The sequence below is a fragment of the Rufibacter sediminis genome, from assembly GCF_014269285.1.
Classification (GTDB): domain Bacteria; phylum Bacteroidota; class Bacteroidia; order Cytophagales; family Hymenobacteraceae; genus Nibribacter; species Nibribacter sediminis.
Genome location: NZ_JACOAF010000001.1, coordinates 198,660 through 220,427, shown reverse-complemented (window position 1 = coordinate 220,427; position 21,768 = coordinate 198,660). Strand labels below are relative to the sequence as shown.

Genomic DNA, 21,768 nt, shown 5'->3' with positions numbered 1-21,768 from the left:
CGCTTATGCAGAAAAACCTGAAAAAGATCTTCATTGCTTACCTGGCGCTGGTGGTGGGCTACTTCGCCTATGCCGGGCTCACCGGCACCCGTTTCCTGGGCGATGACAAAGAAGAACTGGAGGCGGGCAGCAATTCCCGCACCTCCTCCGGCGGATACAGAAGACATACCTTTTACCACAAATAAACCCATGGAATCACTCATCAACTACAAACTGATTACCGCGTCTTTGCTGTACTCCTTCATTGGCATCGCCATCCTGTTCTTCACCTTCTGGCTCCTGGAGATGATCACGCCGGAAAACCTCTGGAAAGAGATTCTGGAAAAGCAGAATATGGCCTTGGCAGTCGTTTTTGCGGCCTTTATCATCGCCATCGCCATCATCATTGGTGCATCTGTTCACGGGTAAGAAGTTGGTTTCATGCGTATAAACGTACAGGTGTTGCTGCTCTTCTCGGTGTTTGTGGTGGCAACCTGCGGGTTGGTGTATGAGTTGGTGGCGGGTACGTTGGCCAGTTATCTGCTGGGGGATTCGGTGACGCAGTTCTCCACCATTATTGGGGTGTACCTGTTTTCCATGGGCATTGGCAGTTACCTGTCACGGTTCTTCAACCGCAACCTGATTGCCTGGTTTATTCAGGTGGAGGTGCTGGTGGCCGTGGTGGGCGGTTTCAGCTCCACCCTCCTGTTTTTACTTTTTGACCGGGTGGCTTCTTTCCAGATGGTGCTCTACCTGCTGGTTTCTCTTACCGGAATTCTAGTGGGCCTGGAGATTCCCCTCATCATGCGGATTCTGGAGGACCGGTTTGAGTTCAAGGAGCTGGTCTCCAAGGTGTTCACCTTTGACTACATCGGGGCTTTGCTGGCCTCGGTGATTTTCCCGCTGCTGCTGGTGCCGCACCTGGGCTTGCTGCGTACTTCCTTTTTCTTTGGCTTGCTGAACGCCGGGGTGGCCCTGTGGCTGTGTTTCTATTTCAGCAAAGAAGTCAAGTGGATTCATTTCCTCCGGATTTCCTGCGTGGCATCCATTGTGGCGTTGGTGGCGGGCTTTGTGCTGAGTGATCGCATTCTGGCCTTCACCGAGAGCCTTTCCTACGCCGATAAGATCATCTACTCGGTGCAGTCGCCGTACCAAAAGATCGTCCTGACTAAAAATGAGCGGGAGTTCCGGCTCTTTCTGAACGGGAACCTCCAATTCAGCAGCTCTGACGAGTACCGCTACCACGAGGCGCTGGTGCACCCGGGGTTGAACTCCGTGAAATATCCCAAAAAAGTGCTGGTGCTGGGCGGCGGCGACGGGTTGGCCGTGCGGGAAATTCTGCGCTACCCCAGCGTGGAGAAAGTAGTGCTGGTGGATTTGGACCAGGCCGTGACCAAGCTATTTGCGAGCCACGAAGTGCTCAAGAACTTAAATCAAGGAGCCCTGCTCTCCAAAAAAGTCCAGGTCATCAACACCGATGCCTTTCAATGGCTCAAAACCAGCCAGGAGCAGTTTGACTTCGTGGTGATTGATTTTCCGGACCCGGCCAACTACGCCATCGGGAAGCTGTATTCCAATACCTTCTATAAGGTGCTGCGGCAGGCCATTGCGCCGGGTGGGGCCGCGGTTATTCAGGCCACGTCGCCGTTTGTGGCGCCCAACGCGTACTGGTGCGTGGTGAACACCTTGGTGAGTTGCGGCTTCACCACGTTGCCGTACCACGCCCACGTGCCCTCCTTCGGCGATTGGGGTTTTGTGCTGGCTTCGCCGGATAAAATGCTACCGGTAAACGGGCAGTTCATGCCTCAATTACGCTTTCTGGACCAGGCCACATTTGAGCAGATGCGCACGTTTCCCAAGGACATGCCCGCCCGCCAGACCGAGGTCAACAAGTTAAACAACCAGGCCCTCGTCCGCTATTTTGAAGACGAATGGGCGCACTATATCAATTAGATGAAGGCGGAGGAGAGAAGACGGTTTCTGAAGCAGAGTGCACTGGCCCTGGGTGGTTTGGCACTGGCGGGCACGGCCTTGCCCGGCTGCGGGACCGAAGAGACCAAGCAGGTAGCGGGCCGCTTGTTTGGCCCTTCCTTCAAGGCGGGGCATTTACTCAGAACCGGCATCCGGAAAGTACCCGCGCGTACCCAAGAGGTGGACGTGGTGATCATCGGCGGTGGGGTTTCCGGTTTATCGGCGGCGCGGTGGCTGCAGAAAAACTCAGAGCAGCGGGTGTGCCTTCTGGAACTGGAAGATCGCACCGGCGGAAACAGCCAATCTGGGAAGAACGCGCACTCGGCATTTCCGTGGGGTGCCCATTACCTGCCTTTGCCCAACAACTCTAATACGCAGCTGCTACGTTTTCTGGAGGAGGCGAAGTTGATCACCGGCTATGATGCGGCTGGGCTGCCTTTATACAATGAATACCACCTGTGCTTTGATCCGGAGGAACGCCTTTTCATCAACGGCTATTGGCAGGAGGGGCTGGTGCCCAACTGGAGCGTGCCGCCCGCGGATCTTCAGCAGATAGACCGCTTTCAGGCGCTCATGGACGAAATGAAGCAGGCCAAAGGGGCAGATGGGCGGTTCGCCTTTGACATTCCGCTGGCGCATTCTTCTTCTGATGACCAGTTCCGGCAACTGGACCAACTGACCATGCAGGACTGGCTACAAAAGCAAAACCTGACTTCAACTTACCTGAGTTGGTACGTGGAGTATTGCTGCCTGGATGATTTCGGGGGAACGCTGGCGCAGACCTCGGCCTGGGCCGCCATCCACTACTTTGCCGCCCGCCGGGCCCAGGCTGCCAACTCCGATGCCCACCGCGTGCTCACCTGGCCCCAGGGCAATCATTGGCTGGCTGAACGACTGCGGGAACAAGCCGGGCCCGACCTCAGAACCGGTTCTTTGGTGTACAACCTGGAAGTAGCCGATGATAAAATCGTTGTTGATTACCTTGATTTAGCCACTGATGAGGCCACCAGGCTCATGGCTAAGAAATGTGTGATGGCCACGCCGCAGTTTGTGCGGGAACGACTGCTCGCCAAGGTACCCGCTGCCCCGAAGGTCAACAGCCGGATTTTTACTTATGCCCCCTGGGTGGTTGCGAACCTTACCTTGAATCAGGTGCCGGCGGGCAAAGGAATTCCGCTGAGTTGGGACAATGTCATTTACGGCAGCTCCTCGCTGGGCTACGTGAACGCCCAGCACCAGAGTGTGGTCGGCTTCCCCGATAAGCAGGTGATTACCTTTTACTACCCAATCCCAGACACGTCTCCGGCCTCCCGGCAGGCGGTTTTTACCAGAAAGCGGGAAGACTGGACCGAGCTGGTGTTGCAGGAACTGGAGAAGGCGCACCCCTCTATCCGGGAGGAAGTGGAGCAGCTGGATGTCTGGGTCTGGGGCCACGGCATGATTAAACCTACGCCCGGTTTTATCTGGGGACCCGATCGGGAGGCCGCCGCCCAACCCATCCAGAACAAGATCGCTTTCGCCCATTCAGACCTCAGCGGCATTTCCATCTTTGAAGAGGCGTTTTACAAGGGCATCAAAGCGGCCCAACAGATTTTAACGAGTTAAGTGAAAACGGCCCCAAAACAGCCCTGGCTCCACTCCGCGAAGGTAGACGTTCTGTTTATCCTGTCGCCGCCGTTTTTGTGTCTGCTGGCTATTCTGCTTTTCCCCGGTTTCTTTCAGCAGCACGTGAAAAGCCTGCCGGTTCCCGCCTGGGTTCTGCTCATTCTGCTCATTGACGTGGGCCACGTGTACAGCACCCTTTTCAGGACCTATTTTGAAAAAGAAGCCCTGAAACAGAAAGGGCAACTGCTGCTCTGGGCTCCGGTGGGGGCCTGGGTGGGCGGAGTCGTGCTGTATTCTCTGGGCGAGGGGATTTTCTGGCGGGTTCTGGCGTATCTGGCGGTGTATCACTTTGTGCGGCAGCAGTACGGCTTCATGCGCTTGTATTCCCGGAAGGAGCAGCGCCCCTGCTGGGAGCACCAGGTAGATACCGTCTGTGTGTACGCCGCCACCTTGCTGCCGCTGCTGTACTGGCACCTGGAAGGCCACCGCAACTTCAACTGGTTTATAAAAGATGATTTCCTGACGTTTGAGTTGCCCCAGCTCACGCCCTACATCGCATTGCTGAACATCGGGGTGATGGTAGGCTACCTGCTCAAGGAGATCTGTGTGTTCTGGCAAACCAGACGCTGGAACCTGCCGCGGCACCTGGTCATCACGGGTACTTTCCTGGCCTGGTACGTGGGCATTGTGCAGTACAACGGCGACCTGATCTTTACCGCCTTCAACGTGATTTCCCACGGCATTCCTTATCTGGCTTTGGTCTGGATTTCCAGAAAGCAGCCCCAAAACGCTCCGGGAGCGGCCGCGCATCTCACTTGGCGGCAACGGCTCTCGCTGGGCGCGGTGGGCATTACGTTCTTTATCGGGTTGGTGGTGGTGCTGGCGTATGTGGAGGAAGGACTTTGGGATGCCCTGGTGTGGCGCGAGCATCCGGAGGTGTTCGCCTCGTTCCAGGGGATGTCGGCGGTGGAGGATCACGTGCTGCTTTCGGTGCTGGTACCTTTGCTGGCCCTGCCGCAGATGACGCACTACATCCTGGACGGCTTCATCTGGAAAACGTCTTCCCGCAAGAAGGCCGCCATGGCCAACGTATCCGCCTGAAGGCGCTTCGTTTTAAGCCTGTTTTAAGCAAAACACCCGCAAAACAGGAAACCCCGCCTCAATGGAACTTAGCTTCCTAAAGATGCTGTGCCAGTGATTTGCGTGGCCATCTGAGGCGGCTGCCCATCATATAGCCTGAATAGTTACCTTTGTCCAGCCAAACCACCCCAAGTAGATGCCTATGAAAATCCTGCTCATTGAAGATGAACCCAAAGTAAGCGCTTTCATCAAAAAAGGCCTGGAAGAGCAGATGTACGAGGTGGAGACGGCCTATGACGGTTTCTACGGTGCCAAGCTGGCCACCGAGAATGAATACGCCCTGGTGATTCTGGATGTGATTCTGCCGCGCATGAACGGCGTGGAGGTCTGCAAACTCATTCGGCAGCATAGCCTCACGGTGCCCATTCTCATGCTCACCGCCCTGGGCAGCACCGATGACAAAATCCTGGGCCTTGACTCCGGCGCCGATGATTACCTGGTGAAGCCCTTCGAGTTTCAGGAGCTGCTGGCCCGCATCCGGGCGCTCACCCGCCGCTCGCAGGAAAGTGTGGGGACTGAGGTCCTGAAAATCGCCGATCTGGAAATGGATGTGCAGAAGAAAACCGTCTTCCGGAAAGGCCAGCCCATCTCCCTGACCGCCCGCGAGTTTGCCCTGCTTCAGTACCTGCTGCGCAACAAAGAGCGCGTGGTGTCACGGGTAGATATCATTGAACAGGTCTGGGAAACATCTTTTGACACCGGCAGCAACGTGATAGACGTGTACATCAATTTCCTTCGGAAGAAGATTGACAAAGATTTCTCGCCCAAGCTGATCCACACCTTGGTGGGCATGGGATACGTGATGAAGGAAATGGAGGAAAAATGAAAATCAAAACCAAACTGACGCTGCAGTTCACCGCCATCTTCACGGGTATTCTGCTGCTGTTCTGCGTCTCCGTTTACTACTTCAGCTCGCTCTACCGCCAGAATGATTTCTACGGCCGCATCCTGAACCGCGCCTACGCCACCGCCCACTTCGTGCTGGACGCCGACTCCGTGAGCCAGCAGCAGCACGCCCTGGACCAGCGCCTGTATTTCCAGATGCTGCCCCGCGAGGTGGTGAAGGTGTATGACCAGAACCAGCGCCTCATCTTCAGTGAGGGCGATGAAGAAATAAAGATCCCGCCGGGGCTGCTGAACCAGCTAAGCCAGCAGGGAGAGGTGCGCTTGGACCAAGGCGACAGGCAGGTGGTGGGCATCCGGTACCTGCACCGCGGGCAATACCACTTCGTGCTGGCTTCGTCCATTGATTTGTACAACCTGAACAAACTGCTGCACCTGCGCACCTTGCTGCTGACGGGTTTTGTGATGGCGCTGGTCACGGTGGTGTTGTGCGGGATGGCTTTCTCGCGGGCGGCGTTGCGGCCTTTCCTGAAAGTGGTGTCTGAGGTGGAGAAAATCAATGCCTCTGATCTGCACCGCCGCTTAACCCAAGCCGAGGGGCAGGACGAAGTCGCGCAACTGGCCCAGACCTTCAACAACCTGTTGGACCGGCTGGAGCGGGCCTTTGAGGTGCAGCGCACGTTTGTCTCCAACGCCTCCCACGAACTCCGGACCCCGCTGACCGCCATGATTGGCGAGCTGCAGGTGGCCCTCATGAAAAAGCGCCAAACCGAGGAATACGAACGGGTACTGAAATCTATCCTGGAAGATGCCCAATTACTGGCGCAGCTCTCCAACGGCCTGTTGCAGATGGTGCAAGCCAGTACCGATTCTTCCAAAGTGCAGATGACCGAGATCAGGATAGACGAACTGGTGTGGCAGGCTTGCGCCGAGGCTCGCAAACGGCAGCCGCACATGAAGGTGGAAGTGGTATTCGCGAACCTGCCCGAGGATGACAACGAACTGCTGGTCATTGGCAACGAGGCCCTGCTGCTCATCGCCACGGTGAACGTGCTGGAGAACGCTGCCAAATTCTCGGGGACCGATCCTCTCATCACCGCCTCCATTGAAGTGCAGCCCACCTTCGTGCACCTGCGGGTGAGCGACCAGGGCATCGGCATGGCCGAGGAGGATGTGCAGAAAGTGTTCGTGCCTTTCTTCCGGGCGGAGAGCGTGCGCGATATCTCGGGGCACGGCATCGGGTTGCCGCTGGCCGAGAAAATCATCAAGCTGCACCGAGGCTCCATCGCGGTCCATTCCCAGCTGAACCAAGGCACCGAGGTCACCATCACCTTGCCTAAACTCTACGAGATCTACAAAATCTGAGAAGTTCTCCTTCTTCAGGCGTTCACGGGTTCCGGCTGTTTTGGCCCCCTTTTCCTTAAAATGGCCTTAAAACGGATGCGGGTATTTCTAATCTGAATTTAATTTCTGGTAGCCATTAGTCATTCCTCCGTTTTGGCCTTCTTTTTCTGAAAACAGGCAGAAAACGGAATGCTTTCTTCATGATCAAACCATGGTTCTTTCTTCCATTTTAATCAGATTTTAATTTGGTTTTAATTCGATCTTAATTCCCTTTAGTGACTTTTGTGTTTCAAAATTTCTATAATAGGTAAAAACCTTTGCCACAATGGCAAAGGGTGCAAAAGACACATCGTATGAAAGAACGGGGATTATTTGACACCGTAGGCAAAGATTTGTCTGCCGGCTTGGTGGTTTTTCTGGTGGCCTTGCCGCTATGCCTCGGGATCTCCCTCGCCTCTGGGGCGCCTCTTTTCGCAGGTTTGATTGCCGGGGTAGTTGGTGGTTTGGTGGTTTCCTGGCTGAGCGGCTCGCAACTGAGCGTGAGTGGTCCGGCTGCGGGCTTGACCGTAATTGTATTAAACGGTATCCAGTCGCTGGGCGGATACGAGATTTTCCTGCTGGCCGTGGTGCTGAGCGGGGTTTTCCAAGTGATTCTGGGTTTCCTGAAAGCCGGGATCATCGGGTTGTACTTCCCGTCATCGGTTATTAAAGGGATGCTGGCCGCCATTGGTCTTATCCTGATCCTGAAACAAATACCGCACTTCCTGGGCGCTGACAATGACTTCCTGGGCGACCTGGACTTCTTCCAGTCAGACGGGCGGAACACCTTCTCAGAAATTGGTTACGCCTTCAGCAACAAGTTGCAGTTTGGCTCCCTGATTGTGGGGATTGTCTCTCTGGGCATCCTGATTCTGTGGGAGCGTTCGTTTATCCAACGGAATACCATTTTGAAGCTCATTCCGGGCGCTCTTATCGCAGTTCTGGTTTCCATTGGCTTGAACCTGATGTTCCAGAACTCTTTCCCAGCATTGGCCATCGCTGATACGCACCTGGTGCAGCTGCCTGAGATTTCCAGCCCCGCTACTCTGCTGAATGAACTGCGTTTTCCGGACTGGGCGTCTATCACCAATGCGCAGGTATGGGTGGTAGCCATCACGCTGGCCATTGTGGCCAGTTTGGAGAGCTTGCTGAGCGTGGAAGCCGTTGACAAACTGGACCCGCACAAGCGCCGCACCCCGACTAACCGTGAGCTGAAAGCCCAGGGCGTGGGGAACATGATGAGTGGTCTGATTGGCGGTATCCCGCTGACGGCGGTAATTGTGAGAAGCTCCGCCAACGTGAATGCCGGCGGTGAGAGTAAACTATCCAGCTTCTTCCATGGCGTATTCCTTCTGTTGAGCATCCTGTTCCTGACCAATGTGCTGGGGCTGGTGCCGTTGGCCGCTTTGGCCGCTGTTTTATTGATGGTAGGTTTCAAACTCACCAAACCGGTGCTGTACAAAACTCAGTGGAAACTGGGCATGGATCAGTTCCTGCCGTTCATCATCACCATTTTGGCCATTCTGTTTACCGATTTGCTGAAAGGTATCTCCATTGGTTTAGTGGTAGGCGTGTTCTACATCCTGAAAGCCAACTACAAGTCACCGTACTTCTTTAAACGCGAAAGCCTTAACGGGCAGGAGAAAATCCACATCAAACTGAGCGAGAACGTTTCTTTCCTGAACAAAGCCAGCGTGGCGCTCACCTTAGATCACCTGCCCCCCAACAGTGACGTGGTCATTGACGGTTCGCAGTCTACCTACATTGACTATGATGTTCTGGAAGCGATTCAGAACTTCAAGACAGTGGCCCACGAAAAAGACATCCGGCTCACGCTGCGCGATATCCCATCCGTGAAAACAATGGAAATGCATTAATTAAGACTATATGGAAGCTATCAATAATGAACCAATGCACCCCGACATGGAGCGTATTTTCAGAGGAAATCGCGAGTGGGTGGAGAAAAAGCGGGAAGAGGACCCAGATTTCTTTGAGCGTTCGGCCAAAGGGCAAACTCCCAAATACCTGTTCATTGGTTGTTCAGACAGCCGGGTGCCTTCCAGCCAGATTGCCGGCACGGGCCCAGGCGAGATGTTTGTGCACCGCAACATCGCCAACATGGTGGTACACACAGACGTGAACCTTCTTTCTGTACTGCAGTACGCCGTGGAGGTCTTGAAAGTACAGCACGTGATGGTGGTAGGCCACTACGGCTGTGGTGGCGTGGCCGCCGCCATGAGCGACAAACAGTTCGGGTTGATTGACAACTGGCTCACCAACATCAAAGACGTGATCCGGTTGCACGAGAACGAGTTCAACTTCATCACGGATGAGGAGCAGCGCTTCCGCCGGTTGGTGGAACTGAACGTGATTGAGCAGGTGATCAACCTGTCCAAAACGTCCATCATCCAGAACGCTTTGAAGAACGAAAACCCGCCGCAATTGCATGGCTTGGTGTATGACATCCGGGAGGGTATCCTTAAGAACCTGAACGTGAAAGAGCACATGCTCAAGAGATTTGCGCACATCTACGGCATGCAAGAGCCATCTTAATAGTTTCCCTGATTTTGTTCTAGAGCAAGAAAGCCCCGCCATATTGGCGGGGCTTTCTTTTTCCCTAAAAAGGAGGGGTGATTACCAACCGGCGTTGTTAGAGCCGGCCCCGTAGTTGTACGGAGGGCCACCGGCAGAACCACGGCGGTTATTGTCATTGTTGTCATCGTCACCGGCTATGCTGTTCCAGGCATCTTTGATGCCATGGCCAATTCTTTCGAAGAAGCCTTCTTCCTGGTCATTGTCCTGGTGGCTGTCATGGCTGCGGTTGTGGCTGTACCGGTCCTGGTCGTACTGGTTGCCACGGTTCATGTTAGACGGATGGCTGTAGTCATCAGAATAACGGTTTTCGTTGGCATTGCCATGGCTGAAACGGGCATGATCGTGGTCGTCATGGTCGTTCATCCAGCTGTTGTTGCTGCTGCCGCTGCGGTAGTTGCTTTGGTTGTTGGTTCCATATAGGTTGGTAGAACCGCCAGAGTGACGGTCATTGTCCCAGGAGTTGGCGCCTCTGTTCATTCCCGATGAGGAATTGCCCATGCCTGAGTTGCCGCTCATTCCGTAGCCAGAACCGCCTCTGGAAGACTGCCCGTAAGAAGACTCGGAATTGTTCCCATACGAAGACCCGCTGTGGCCATAAGATCCGCCGTAGTTGGAGGAACCGGATGACTGTCCGCCGCGCTGGCTCCCGTAATTTGAAGTTCCGTAGCCAGAACCTGATCCGCGGAAATCATTGGAGTTGCCGTAGTTGCCGTAAGCGTTGCCTCTGTCCAGCGCGCCGCCAGAGGTGTTTCCGGAAGATGATCCGGCATAGCCAGAACGGGCCCCGCCGTAGGTGCCTATGTTAGAGGAAGAACCCCCTGTGTTGGAGGAGCCGCTTTGGCCGTAGTTTGACCCGCCACGGGAACCTTGGTTCGATGATCCGTAGTTGGAAGAACCGTAGTTAGACGAGCCTTGGTTTGATCCTGAGTTATGGGAACCGTAGCTGCCTTGGCTGCCCATGGAAGAGCCATAGCCTCCCTGGTTGGAGGAGCCGCTGCGCATGTTGTTGTTGTTGTCCTGCATAGAGTGTCCGCTCCAGCCGCTGCTGCTGCCGTACTGGCCGCTGGTGCCGCTTCTGTTCTGGTCACTTTGGTTTCCGGTGCGGTATTGGTTTCCGCCGTAGTTAGATCCTTGGCTGCTGTAGTGGTTATCCTGACGGTCGCCTAGGTTGCCGCTGAAAACGGAACCTCCCTGGCTGGTGAAGTTGCTTTCGCCGCGTTCACCGGAGTTGCCGCGGTTGTTGCTGCCGCCGTAAGACTGATAATCTTTATTGCCTTGGCCTTCCATGCGGTTGCCCAAGCTGCCCCATTCACTACGATTGGTGTTTTCATGTCCAGAGCGATACGAGTTAAACGCATCGTACCCCATTCCGTGATTTCTCATAGTTGTATCTAGTTAAAGGTGAATGATGGATTCTTCAGATGCCACTAAAGGCATCGGTTCCTGTATACGAGTCCATTTTGCCTGGGTTAAGTATAAATACTAAATATTGGTCTGTTTTCCTAACGGTTGTAAGGTGTTGCAGGGGTGGTAAAAGGTTGATAGTGAATTTATAAAGGAAATCGATGGAGTAGTGAGAAATTTGTAGTACATAGGTAAAGTGCTATATGGCTGGCAGAGCGTCTAAATTGGCATAGGCCTTCAATTTTGCGTACCTTTGTGGTTTGTTTTTGACCTGTTTTTAGAAAAAAAGCCTTGAAACTCTGCATCGCCGAAAAACCTAGCGTAGCCCGTGAGATTGCCCACGTCATTGGTGCCAAAACCAAGATGAACGGCTATTTTGAGGGCAATGGGTACCAGGTCACGTGGACCTTCGGGCACTTTTGCCAGCTCTGCGAACCAGATGACTACAACCCCAACTGGAAACGCTGGTACCTGCCAGACCTGCCGTTGGTGCCAGACCGGTTTGACATCAAACTCATCAGCAACAAAGGGGTAGAGCAACAATTCAAGATCATCCAGACCTTACTGGACAGCGCCGAGGAAGTGATCAACTGCGGAGATGCCGGGCAGGAAGGGGAGGTTATCCAGCGCTGGGTTTTGCACCAGGCCAAGTACCGCAAACCGTTCAAACGCCTCTGGATTTCGTCGCTGACCGAGGAAGCCATCCGGCAGGGATTCGCGCAGTTGCGTGACGGCAAGGAGTTTGACCAGTTGTACCAGGCCGGGAAAAGCCGCGCCATCGGTGACTGGCTCCTGGGCATCAACGCCACCCGTTTGTTTACCGTGAAGTACGCGCAGGGGCGGCAGCTGCTTTCCCTGGGCCGGGTGCAGACGCCTACGCTGGCCATGATCGTGCACCGGCACCTGGAGATCCAGAACTTCAAGTCAGAGCCTTTCTGGGAACTGAAGACCGTGTACCGCGAGGTGACCTTCAGCAGCACCTCGGGCCGATTCAAAGACGAGGCCAAAGCCCTGGAAATTCTGGAGCAGATCAGGCCCTCTGAGTTTGAGATCAAGGACGTGGAAACCAAACGCGGCACCGAGAGCTCGCCCCGGCTGTTTGACCTAACGTCTTTGCAGGTGGAGTGCAACAATAAATTCGGGATGTCAGCGGATGAGACCCTGAAAACGGTGCAGAGTCTGTACGAGAAAAAGGTGGTCAGTTATCCCAGGGTAGACACCACGTTCCTCCCCGATGACATTTACCCCAAGATTCCTTCTATCTTAAGTGGTCTCACGGGCTACCAGCACCTCACCCAGGAATTGCTGGGCAAGAAAATCAGAAAATCAGCGAAGGTTTTCAATAACAACAAAGTCACCGATCACCACGCCATCATTCCCACCGGTTCTGAGGCTCGCGGGCTGTTCGGGACCGAGGCGAAGGTGTTTGACGTGGTAGCCAAGCGGTTCATCGCGGCGTTTTACCCAGACTGTATTGTAAGCAACACGGTGGTGAACGGCGAGGCGGCGCAACATGCGTTTCGGGCGAAGGGGAAGCAGATTCTGGAGCCCGGCTGGCGCGTGGTGTATGGCCCTGAGGAAAACCCCGCGGCTCCCAAACCTGCCGCCAAGCCCGGGGCCGAAGGCGAGGAGAAGGAAGAGGATCTGGCCGTATTGCCGCACTTTGATGCCGGCGAACGTGGTCCGCACGAGCCTTTGCTGGAGCGTAAATCTACCAGTCCGCCCAAGGATTTCACCGAGGCCACGCTGCTGCGCTCCATGGAAACCGCCGGCAAACAGGTGGAAGACGATGAACTGAAGGAAGCCCTCAAGGAAAACGGCATCGGGAGGCCTTCTACCCGGGCCGCCATCATCGAAACACTGTTCAAACGCAACTACATCCGGAAGGAGAAAAAGAAAATACTGCCCACCCAGATGGGTATCGACCTGATTCAGGTCATCAAGAACCCCACGCTCAAATCTGCGGAGATGACAGGGCAGTGGGAGAAAAAGCTGCGGCAGATTGAAGGCGGCGAGTTCTCCGCCGATGATTTCTTGCAGGAACTAAAAGGGCTGGTGTGGGAAATGGTGCAGGAAGTAAAGCAGGATACCCACAAAGTAACCCTGCAACCCACTGAAACTGCTGCCCAACCGCAGGAAAAGGAGCCCGTCAAAAAAGGGGAGAAAACGAAAAAAGAGGCCAAAAACGCCGCCGCTCCCACGAGCGGATTGGGCGCGTGCCCGTCCTGCGGGGCCGGCCATATCCTGAAAGGGAGCCAGGCGTACGGCTGCGCCCGTTTCCGGGAGGGCTGTACGTTCCGGTTGCCCATGAATTTCCAGGGCAAGCCGCTGGCCGAAAAGCAGGTGCAGGCGCTTCTGAAGAAAGGCAAAAGCCCGGTGGTGAAAGGATTTGTGGACGAGACCTCGGGGGAGAAGTACGATGCGGCCTTTGTGTTGTCCCCCACGCATGAACTACAGCTGGAAAGGGCAGAGGCCAAGGTCCAGAAGCCGGTGGTGATGATCTGCCCGAAGTGTAGCCAGGGCCAGATGCTGAAAGGCAAAACCGCCTACGGGTGCAGCCGCTTCCGGGAAGGATGCCAGTTCATGGTGCCTTTTGAACTGCACGGAAAAACGCTTTCCGAGAGTCAGATTCAGGCTTTGATCCTGAAAGGCAAGACCGGTAAGATCAAAGGCTTCACCTCGCCCAAAACTGGCAACAAATTTGAAGCAGCCTTGAAACTGAACGAAGAGTACAAAGTCGTTTACCAGTTCTAAGCCTTTTGAGGACTGCGCTAAACGGAAAAGGAAGAGAGAAGGTTACCAATTTTTTTGGTAACTTACACCCTCACAAGAGACTTAGAAGGGACATTTTGCCGTTCTGAGGAAGTCTGAGAGAAAGGGAAGTGGCCAGAATTTACGGAAAACATGCCCGCCGTGGCTGAAGATCCGGGATCAATCATAAAGGTACTTCTCCGGTTTTTTATTGATTAAAAGAAGTAGAGTCCATGTTAAAGAAGTTTGTGTTTGTTTTGGGATGTCTTCTGGTTTCGTATGGCGCCGCCTCCGCCGAGACATTGTTCCCCCGAGATTCCACCGGGGTTAAAGTCCAGAACGGGAAAACCTACATCACCCACAAAGTAACGCCCGGCGAAACCCTGTATGGCTTGGCCCGCAAGTACGCCGTTGGCGTAGACCAGATTGTGGCCGTAAATAAAAATGTAAACAAATCACTGATTGTGGGGCAAACGGTACTCATTCCCATGAGAGCGGGCAGCACCAGTACCGCCGCAGTCACTACTTCTGCCGCCGCTGAAACTCCTGTGGCCAGCCCCGCCGCGAACCGTACGTACGAGGTAGACGCCAAGGGAAACAAAATCCACACGGTGCAGGCCCGTCAGACCATGTTCTCCATCGCCAACCTGCACCAGGTGAGCATTGACGACCTGAAGAAGTGGAATAACCTAACCTCGTCTACTGTAAAAGTAGGGCAGAAGATGATTGTGGGCGTGGGAGCCAAAGCTCCGGCGCAAGCCAGCGGGACCCAAACCGCCAGCAAAGTGTACGTGCCCGAGTCAGATGACGTGGTCACCACCGCCAAGCAGCCTGCCACCAACACTGCCGCTGCCGCTACACCGGCCAAGCAACCCGCCACCAGCACCGCCCCGGTAGCCACCACGGCCAAAACTACAACTCCAGCTCCGGCTAAAGCCGAGGCAGACGAAGACAAACCCGCCGCCTCTAAAACCTCGGAATACGTTTCCCGGATCAACGAGAGCGGCATGGCCGAGCAGATCGAAACCCGTACCGATGCGAACAAGTTTCTGGCTTTGCATAAATCGGCTCCGGTGGGTACCATCATGGCGGTGAAGAACCCCATGAATGACCAGACCGTGTACGTGCGCGTCATCGGTAAACTGCCCGCCACCGGCGACAATGACAAAGTGGTGGTGAAGCTCTCCAGAAAAGCCTGCCAGCAAATTGGTGCCGTAGACAAGCGCTTCAGAGTGGAGGTGTCTTACATGCCCTAGGCGTTTCTAAGCCATTTTTCTGAAAAGAGGCAAAAAACGGAAGCCAACTTGGTTCCGTCTTTTGCCTCTTTCATTTTTCGGCTTCTTTTATAAAAACAGGCCGAAAACGGAACAAGTGAAACCTTGCAAAGTGAGACCAGTTATGAAGCGGTAAACCTTCTGATGCTTTTTCCTTCCTGGTTCTCAAATCCCCATTCTTAAGTAACTCGATGACCTATACCACCGCCCAACTGGAAGCTTTGCTGGAAGACCGCTACCAGCGGTACAACACCCCAGACTTCATTCCACACGACCCGGTTTCCATTCCGCACCTGTTTACACGGAAGCAGGACATAGAAATAGCCGGGTTCTTTGCCGCCATTCTGGCCTGGGGCCAGCGGAAGACCATCATCAACAAGTGCCGGGAACTGCTGCAGCGCATGGACAATGCTCCCTTTCAATTCATCACCCAGCATCAGGACGATGACCTGAAGCAACTGCTCGGCTTCAAGCACCGCACCTTCAATGACACTGATCTGCTGTACCTGGTGTATTTCTTCCGGTGGTTTTATGAGCGGCATGCCAGTCTGGAGGAGGCGTTTGTGGGGTACCCGGCGGCACCAATCACGTCCCAGAAAGCACGATTGGAGTTTTTCTACAGCCTGGTGTTCTCCCTCCCCGAGGCTCCGCACCGCACCCGCAAGCACATTTCCACCCCGGCCAAGAAATCGGCGTGTAAACGCATCAACATGTACCTACGCTGGATGGTGCGGCAAGATGATAAGGGAGTAGACTTCGGCATTTGGAACCAGATGTCCCCCGCTGATCTGGTGTGCCCCTGTGATGTGCACGTGCAACGTGTGGCCCGCAAGTTAGGCCTCATTGAGCGAACCCAATCAGACTGGGCCATGGCCGAGGAACTCACCCAAAACCTCCGGCAGTTTGACCCCGCAGATCCGGTGAAGTATGACTACGCGTTGTTCGGGTTGGGAATAGAGGAGAAGTTTTGACGTTCGTCTTTGGTTGTATTAATATGTTAACTAACGCAGCTCTATAATTATTCTATTAGACCACGGAACATACCGTCGCCCGCCGATGTTCTAAAATGCTGCCCAATCCCGTATTTAGACTACTTTTGCGAAATCGGGCAGAAAACGAGAAAATAAAACTAGAAAAAACGAAGACTTGATATACCCATCAAATTTTGAACAGAAGATAGGGTTCAGCCAGATCAGAGAGATGTTGTCTGACGCCTGTTTAAGTCCCCTGGGGCGGAGGTTTGTAGAGCGCGTGTCTTTCCTGGACCGCTTTGACCTGGTACAACGGCTGTTGCAACAAACGCATGAGTTTGCTAACATCCTGCGCTCCGGCGAAGATTTCCCCTCCAGCTATTACTTTGACGTGACCGAGCACCTGAACCGCGCTTCTCTGGAAGGAGCATTTCTGGAAGTGCGCGGCGTGTTTGAAGTCAAGATGTCGCTTCGGGCCATCCGGCAGGCGCTGGGCTTCTTTGTGGAGTCTGAGGAAGGGGAGTACCCCGCCCTGAAAGCTTTGACCGAAGGCGTGGAAGTAGACCGCCAACTGGTGGCCGCCCTGGACAAGCTGGTGGACGACAATGGAGCCGTGAAAGACGATGCCTCGCCGGAACTGCAACGCGTGAAACGTGATTTGATCGGGCAGCAGACGCAGCTCCGGAAGACTATCAGCAGCATCCTGCGACACGCCAAAAACGAGGGTTGGACGCCGGGGGATGCCGAGCCCACCATCCGTGGGGGCCGTCTGGTGATCCCGGTGATTGCCGAGTACAAGCGCCGCATCAAAGGTTTGATCCACGATGAATCGGCTACCGGCCAAACCGTGTTCCTGGAGCCGGAGAGCGTCTTTGAGCTGAACAACGACATCAAAGACCTGGAGAACGCCTACCACCGCGAGTTGATCCGGTTGTTGACGGCCGTGACCAATCAGGTGCGGCACCACTTGCCGGGCCTGCGCAAAGCGTACCAATTTTTAGCCTTGCTGGATTTTATCCGGGCCAAATCGGTGGTCGCGAATCGGTTGGGGGCCATCATGCCCACGCTGCACAAACGCCCGGTTATGAAGTGGAAGAACGCCCGGCACCCTATCCTGCACCTGACCTTACAGGCGCAGGGCAAAAAAGCGGTGCCGTTATCCCTGGACCTGGACCAGGAGCAGCGCATTCTGCTGATCTCCGGGCCCAACGCGGGGGGGAAATCAGTAGCGATGAAAACGGCGGGACTGCTCCAGTACATGCTGCAGTGCGGTTTGCTGATTCCGGTGGACGAAGGCTCGGAAGCCGGTTTGTTCGGGGACGTGTTCCTGGATATGGGCGATGAGCAATCCATTGAGAATGACCTCAGTACCTACAGTTCGCACCTGCAGAACATGAAGCAGTTCGTGCTGTTAGCCGATAAAAAGTCATTGGTGCTGATCGATGAGTTCGGGACGGGAACGGAGCCGGCTTTGGGCGGCGCCATTGCCGAGGCGGTGCTGGGCCAATTGCACCAGCAGAAAGTGTTTGGCGTGATCACCACCCACTACACCAACCTGAAGAACTTTGCGGAGAAGAACGAAGGCATCGTGAACGGGGCCATGCGCTATAACCCCGCCGAGTTGCAGCCGCTGTATCAGCTGGAGATCGGGAAACCGGGTTCTTCCTTCGCCTTGGAAATTGCGCGTAAAATCGGCTTGCCGAAGAACATCATTGACAAGGCGGGTACGCTGGTAGGGAAGGAGAAGATCCGGTACGACAAACTGCTGGAGCAACTGGAGCAGGAAAAAACCGATCTGGAGCGCAAGAATGCGGCCGCGGCCAAACACGAGCGCAAACTGCAGAAACAGGTAGAGGAATACTCCGCTTTGAAACAGCACCTGGAGGAAAGCAAACAGGACATTATCCGGACCGCCAAAGGTCAAGCCAAGCTGCTGCTGAGAGATGCCAACCAGCAGATTGAGAGCACCATTGAGCAGATCAAACGCAGCCAAGCCGACAAGGAACAAACCAAAGCCGCCCGTCAGCAACTGGATACATTCAAGGAGCAGCTTACGCCCGAACCCAAGCCGGTGTACAAACGCAACGGCTCAGTACCAACCGGACCATTACAGCCGGGCGAGCGCGTGGCCTTGATCGGGCAGGACTCGGTGGGTGAACTATTGGCCATCAAAGGCAAGACGGCGGAAGTGAGCTTCGGAGGCCTGAAAACCATTGTGAAGCTGGAGAAACTGGAACGCCCTGACCCCAATGTGGTGCGCGAAAAAGCCAAAAAGGAAAAGGAACTGGCTACCGCCGGCGCTCCTTCCAAAGGCCTGGACGTGACCCAGCGCATGGCCGATTTCCAGTACACGCTTGACGTGCGGGGCCAACGTGCCGAAGAAGCTTTGACCACCGTGATGAATTTTATGGACGATGCCATCATGCTGGGCATGCCCGAGGTGAAAATCATCCACGGCCGTGGTAGTGGTGCTCTGAAGATGGTCATCCGGGACTACGTGCGCACCCTGCGGGAAGTGGCCAGTGTGGCTGATGAACACATAGAGCGCGGCGGCGATGGCGTTTCCATCATCGTGCTGAAGTAATCTTCTGTTTTAGGCCGAGTTTTCAGAAAACAGGCCTGAAACGTACCATAGAAAAAGGGAGCCGGTTTTTACCGGCTCCCTTTTTTATTTAGGCAATACTAGTATCAATATTTAGGTAATACTAGTATCAATTTCTATTTCAAATTCTTGTAGGGCACTGGTCATTCTGGCGCTCCGCTTCCATCTGTCATCCTGAAAGGATCTTGGTTGCAAACGGTTGTATCCCTTATTCTTATGGTGTTCTATTATTTAGCCTAAGTTGCGATTTGTATAATGGAAGTTTCAGTGAACGAAAATTACCCACCCCTTACCCCTCCAAGGAGGGTAGGGCCGTTAAGTTTTATTTCAATGGTTTGGCTCCTTCCCGAAGGCATTAACGTTACTACATATTTTGAGCCTCACGGCTCACTGAAGTTGAAAACTTCAGCTCATTTTAGGTCCAAGTTGGAAACTTGAACCAGCTATATTTTTAGAACTTAACGGCCCTACTCCAAGGAGGGGAGTTTTCCGTCTAACGTTGAACTTCCCTCCTTGGAGGGGTGGGTTCGAAATCTCTGATTATTGCAACTGGCGTTATATAATGTTCACCTCAGGGGTGAGGGTGATGCCAAACTTCTGCTCCACGGATTGAATGATCTCATAGGCCAGGGCTTTCACGTCATTTCCGGCCGCACCGCCGTAGTTCACCAGCACCAGCGCCTGGTCTTTGTGCACGCCGTGTTTGCCCAGGATCTTGCCTCTCCAGCCGCATTGCTCAATGAGCCAGCCGGCGGGTACTTTCACCGTCTCGGGGCTTACCGGATAGCCGGGGATGCCCGGGTACTGCGACTTCAGAATCTCAAACAAGGCCAACGGAATCTCGGGGTTTTTGAAGAAGGAACCAGCGTTGCCAATTTTAGCCGGATCAGGAAGTTTGCTTCTCCGGATGTGGCACACGGCCTGGCTGATGGCTTTCAAACTCAGTTCCTGCACCTGCTGTTGGAGCAGGGTGTCCTGGATGGCGCCGTAGGAGGTGTTGAACGTATGCTCTTTGGTTAATCTAAGCGTAACCGAGGTGACAATGAACTTGCCTTTGGCTTCTTTCTTGAAAACGCTTTCGCGGTAGCCGAAGCCGCATTGCTCATGGGTAAACGTCACTAAGTTGCCGGATTCCATCTCCAGTGCTTCCAGCGAGACAAAGGTGTCTTTCAGCTCCACGCCATAGGCGCCGATGTTCTGCAACGGAGCCGCGCCCACGGTGCCGGGAATCAATGACAGGTTCTCAATGCCGCCCAGGTCCTGCTCCAGCGAGTACAAAACTAGGTCGTGCCAGGTCTCACCGCTGCCCGAGGTCACCAGCACATGTTTTCCGTCGGCTTCGGGGTTGAGCGTGATGCCTTTGATGCGGTTCAGGAGCACGGCGGCTTCCACGTCCTGCGTGAAAAGGACGTTGCTTCCGCCGCCCAGAATCAGTTTAGGCAAGGCCTGCACCTCGGGGTTCTGGAGCAGTTGCCGCAGTTCTTCCACGGAGGTAAACTCGGCCAAAAGGGTGGCTCTGGCGTCAATGCCAAAGGTGTTGTACGGCTGCAACGAGGCTTCTCTCTGAATGGTCATGCAAGGGAAATGGAGTGTTGAGCAAAAGTACGGAAATGAAAACAGAAATCAGTACGCCGGGGCGGGGCATAGAAAAAGCCACCTCGGGGGGGAGGTGGCTTTCCTGATTTAGAGCCGTTTTTCAGAAAACGGCCTCAAATCAAAGGGAACCTATCTGGTTCTAATTTTATAACCGAGGGCGGCGAAATACAAGATGAACAGGTAACACGGCACCATCATCCAGTAAGCCTGCTGCGCATTGACAATGTCTACCAGGAAACCGTACAGCAGCGGAAGTACCGCCCCGCCGGCAATGCCCATCACCAGCAGCGAGGAGCCAATCTTAGTGAAACGTCCCAGATCAGCGATGGCCAGCGGGAAAATGGCGGGCCACATCAGGGAGTTGGCCAGGCCAAGCAGGGAGATGCTCAGCACAGACACGTAGCCATCGGTGAAAATGGCCATCAACGTGAAAACCACCCCTAAAACCGCGCAGATCTGCAGGGCTTTGTGCTGGCTGATATATCTGGGGATAGCGATAATCCCGATCACGTAACCGGCAATCATGGCCCACAGGGTGAAGGTGGTAAAGCGGGATGCTTCGGCTAACGGAATGCCCTGGCTGGAGGCGTAACTGATCACCGTGTCACCGGCCATTACTTCCACGCCTACGTACAGGAACAAGCTCAGCACGCCAATAACTAAGTGCGGGAACTGGAACACGCTGGTTTTACCGGTGTTGGCGGCAGCTACAGACTCATCTTCCTGGTCGGTGTCCACCTCGGGCAGGCCAGAGAAATACGTAAACACAGATAGAAGAATCAGGGCACCCATGATGATGAGGTAAGGCGTGATTACCCGCGAGGCGAGGGCATCCAATCCCTGGGCTTTCTGCGCCAGATCCATGGTGCTCAGGTTGGTCACCAGGTCATCGGCGCCCGCCAATAAAATGCTGCCTAAGATGAAAGGAGCCGAGGAACCCGCTATTTTGTTGCAGATCCCCATGATGCTGATGCGCTGGGCGGCACTCTCGGGAGGACCAATGATGGAGACGTACGGATTCACGGCCGCCTGTAACACCGTTAAACCAGTTCCCTGCACAAACAAGCCCAAGAGAAACAAGCCATACGTGCGGGTCATGGCGGCCGGGATAAACACCAGCGCTCCGGCGGCAATGATCAGCAGCCCCGCCGACATGCCTTTTTTATACCCAGTTTTCTTTAACAGCCAACCCGCCGGAATTCCCATGACCAGATAAGCGATGTAAAAGGCAAACGTGACCAGGTAGGACTCAAAGTTGTTCAGCTCACAAGCGATCTTCAGGTAAGGGATCAGCACGGAGTTGAGCCAGGTCACAAACCCGAACACAAAAAACAGAGCGCCAATGATGAACATGGAGCGGGTGTAATTCACAGAGGGTGCCTGGGTTGGAAGGCCAGGAGAGTGGGATGACATTACTTTTGACATGTTAGAAGTGGGTAGGGGTGTGGAGCATTGGGCTGAAAATCAAATATGTGGGAAAAATCTCGTTTTACGGTGCTGTTGCTTTGCTAAATTTAATAAAAATTTTTAAAAAGTTATCGTTGCTACCAACGCAATATTATTCTTCTATTTGGCGGCCGAGGTAGGAGGCAGGTGCGCGGCATGCCACTTTTTTTCCGAAATTGCCGCTTCAAAGGAGCCCATCCCTCAAAAT

16 protein-coding genes are annotated in these 21,768 nt (G+C 54.3%); 13 read left to right on the top strand and 3 right to left on the bottom strand.

Annotated features, from left to right (window positions below; genetic code table 11):
• Positions 1–5: 5 nt before the first annotated feature.
• The 9 genes from H7U12_RS00945 to H7U12_RS00905 all read left to right on the top strand — a co-directional run bounded on the left by H7U12_RS00945 (position 6) and on the right by H7U12_RS00905 (position 9,474).
• Positions 6–185: a hypothetical protein gene (locus H7U12_RS00945; protein WP_186631449.1), complete on the top strand. Its 180-nt coding sequence runs from the start codon at positions 6–8 to the stop codon at positions 183–185.
• A gap of 4 nt (positions 186–189) precedes the next feature.
• Positions 190–408 carry a DUF350 domain-containing protein gene (locus H7U12_RS00940; protein ID WP_186631445.1) on the top strand — a complete coding sequence of 73 codons (219 nt, stop codon included), beginning with the start codon at positions 190–192 and terminating at the stop codon, positions 406–408.
• A 12-nt stretch (positions 409–420) separates the two neighbouring features.
• Positions 421–1,932, top strand: coding sequence for a polyamine aminopropyltransferase (locus H7U12_RS00935; protein ID WP_186631442.1), 1,512 nt, complete (start codon positions 421–423; stop codon positions 1,930–1,932).
• The gene (locus H7U12_RS00930; RefSeq protein ID WP_186631439.1) at positions 1,933–3,555 is read left to right on the top strand and encodes an FAD-dependent oxidoreductase; all 1,623 of its coding nucleotides are present in this window, start codon (positions 1,933–1,935) and stop codon (positions 3,553–3,555) included. It begins immediately after the preceding gene.
• Positions 3,556–4,656, top strand: coding sequence for a hypothetical protein (locus H7U12_RS00925; RefSeq protein WP_186631436.1), 1,101 nt, complete (start codon positions 3,556–3,558; stop codon positions 4,654–4,656). It begins immediately after the preceding gene.
• A 181-nt stretch (positions 4,657–4,837) separates the two neighbouring features.
• Positions 4,838–5,521 carry a response regulator gene (locus tag H7U12_RS00920; RefSeq protein WP_186631534.1) on the top strand — a complete coding sequence of 228 codons (684 nt, stop codon included), beginning with the start codon at positions 4,838–4,840 and terminating at the stop codon, positions 5,519–5,521.
• Positions 5,518–6,903, top strand: a complete 1,386-nt coding sequence (locus tag H7U12_RS00915; protein ID WP_186631433.1) for a HAMP domain-containing sensor histidine kinase — start codon at positions 5,518–5,520, stop codon at positions 6,901–6,903. Before H7U12_RS00920 ends, H7U12_RS00915 begins: the two co-directional genes overlap by 4 nt.
• 332 nt (positions 6,904–7,235) lie before the next feature.
• Complete coding sequence (locus H7U12_RS00910; protein WP_186631430.1) at positions 7,236–8,798, top strand: SulP family inorganic anion transporter; 1,563 nt, start codon at positions 7,236–7,238, stop codon at positions 8,796–8,798.
• A 10-nt stretch (positions 8,799–8,808) separates the two neighbouring features.
• The gene (locus H7U12_RS00905; protein WP_241749003.1) at positions 8,809–9,474 is read left to right on the top strand and encodes a carbonic anhydrase; all 666 of its coding nucleotides are present in this window, start codon (positions 8,809–8,811) and stop codon (positions 9,472–9,474) included.
• Positions 9,475–9,555: 81 nt separating this feature from the next.
• Here H7U12_RS00905 and H7U12_RS00900 read toward each other — a convergent pair whose 3' ends face one another.
• Positions 9,556–10,899: a hypothetical protein gene (locus H7U12_RS00900; RefSeq protein WP_186631427.1), complete on the bottom strand. Its 1,344-nt coding sequence runs from the start codon at positions 10,897–10,899 to the stop codon at positions 9,556–9,558.
• A 312-nt stretch (positions 10,900–11,211) separates the two neighbouring features.
• Here H7U12_RS00900 and H7U12_RS00895 point away from each other — a divergent pair, with 312 nt between their 5' ends.
• From H7U12_RS00895 to H7U12_RS00880, 4 genes are all read left to right on the top strand, one after another.
• Complete coding sequence (locus H7U12_RS00895) at positions 11,212–13,674, top strand: type IA DNA topoisomerase (protein WP_186631423.1); 2,463 nt, start codon at positions 11,212–11,214, stop codon at positions 13,672–13,674.
• A gap of 230 nt (positions 13,675–13,904) precedes the next feature.
• Positions 13,905–14,927 carry a septal ring lytic transglycosylase RlpA family protein gene (locus H7U12_RS00890; protein ID WP_186631420.1) on the top strand — a complete coding sequence of 341 codons (1,023 nt, stop codon included), beginning with the start codon at positions 13,905–13,907 and terminating at the stop codon, positions 14,925–14,927.
• A 209-nt stretch (positions 14,928–15,136) separates the two neighbouring features.
• The gene (locus H7U12_RS00885; RefSeq protein ID WP_186631417.1) at positions 15,137–15,916 is read left to right on the top strand and encodes a TIGR02757 family protein; all 780 of its coding nucleotides are present in this window, start codon (positions 15,137–15,139) and stop codon (positions 15,914–15,916) included.
• Positions 15,917–16,091: 175 nt separating this feature from the next.
• A complete protein-coding gene (locus tag H7U12_RS00880) occupies positions 16,092–18,500 on the top strand; it encodes an endonuclease MutS2 (RefSeq protein ID WP_186631415.1) in 2,409 nt (802 codons plus the stop codon).
• Between the two features lie 573 nt (positions 18,501–19,073).
• Here the strand turns inward: H7U12_RS00880 and murB are convergent.
• Complete coding sequence (gene murB, locus H7U12_RS00875) at positions 19,074–20,093, bottom strand: UDP-N-acetylmuramate dehydrogenase (RefSeq protein ID WP_186631412.1); 1,020 nt, start codon at positions 20,091–20,093, stop codon at positions 19,074–19,076.
• 150 nt (positions 20,094–20,243) lie between these two features.
• On the bottom strand, positions 20,244–21,527 hold the full coding sequence (locus tag H7U12_RS00870; RefSeq protein ID WP_186631409.1) for a sugar MFS transporter: 1,284 nt from the start codon (positions 21,525–21,527) through the stop codon (positions 20,244–20,246).
• Positions 21,528–21,768 lie beyond the last annotated feature (241 nt).

Coding starts and splice junctions, on each gene's coding strand:
- H7U12_RS00945 (WP_186631449.1), top strand. CDS start 6: ATGCAGAAAAACCTGAAAAAGATCTTCATTGCTTACCTGGCGCTGGTG.
- H7U12_RS00940 (WP_186631445.1), top strand. CDS start 190: ATGGAATCACTCATCAACTACAAACTGATTACCGCGTCTTTGCTGTAC.
- H7U12_RS00935 (WP_186631442.1), top strand. CDS start 421: ATGCGTATAAACGTACAGGTGTTGCTGCTCTTCTCGGTGTTTGTGGTG.
- H7U12_RS00930 (WP_186631439.1), top strand. CDS start 1,933: ATGAAGGCGGAGGAGAGAAGACGGTTTCTGAAGCAGAGTGCACTGGCC.
- H7U12_RS00920 (WP_186631534.1), top strand. CDS start 4,838: ATGAAAATCCTGCTCATTGAAGATGAACCCAAAGTAAGCGCTTTCATC.
- H7U12_RS00915 (WP_186631433.1), top strand. CDS start 5,518: ATGAAAATCAAAACCAAACTGACGCTGCAGTTCACCGCCATCTTCACG.
- H7U12_RS00910 (WP_186631430.1), top strand. CDS start 7,236: ATGAAAGAACGGGGATTATTTGACACCGTAGGCAAAGATTTGTCTGCC.
- H7U12_RS00905 (WP_241749003.1), top strand. CDS start 8,809: ATGGAAGCTATCAATAATGAACCAATGCACCCCGACATGGAGCGTATT.
- H7U12_RS00900 (WP_186631427.1), bottom strand. CDS start 10,899: ATGAGAAATCACGGAATGGGGTACGATGCGTTTAACTCGTATCGCTCT.
- H7U12_RS00890 (WP_186631420.1), top strand. CDS start 13,905: ATGTTAAAGAAGTTTGTGTTTGTTTTGGGATGTCTTCTGGTTTCGTAT.
- H7U12_RS00885 (WP_186631417.1), top strand. CDS start 15,137: ATGACCTATACCACCGCCCAACTGGAAGCTTTGCTGGAAGACCGCTAC.
- murB (WP_186631412.1), bottom strand. CDS start 20,093: ATGACCATTCAGAGAGAAGCCTCGTTGCAGCCGTACAACACCTTTGGC.
- H7U12_RS00870 (WP_186631409.1), bottom strand. CDS start 21,527: ATGTCATCCCACTCTCCTGGCCTTCCAACCCAGGCACCCTCTGTGAAT.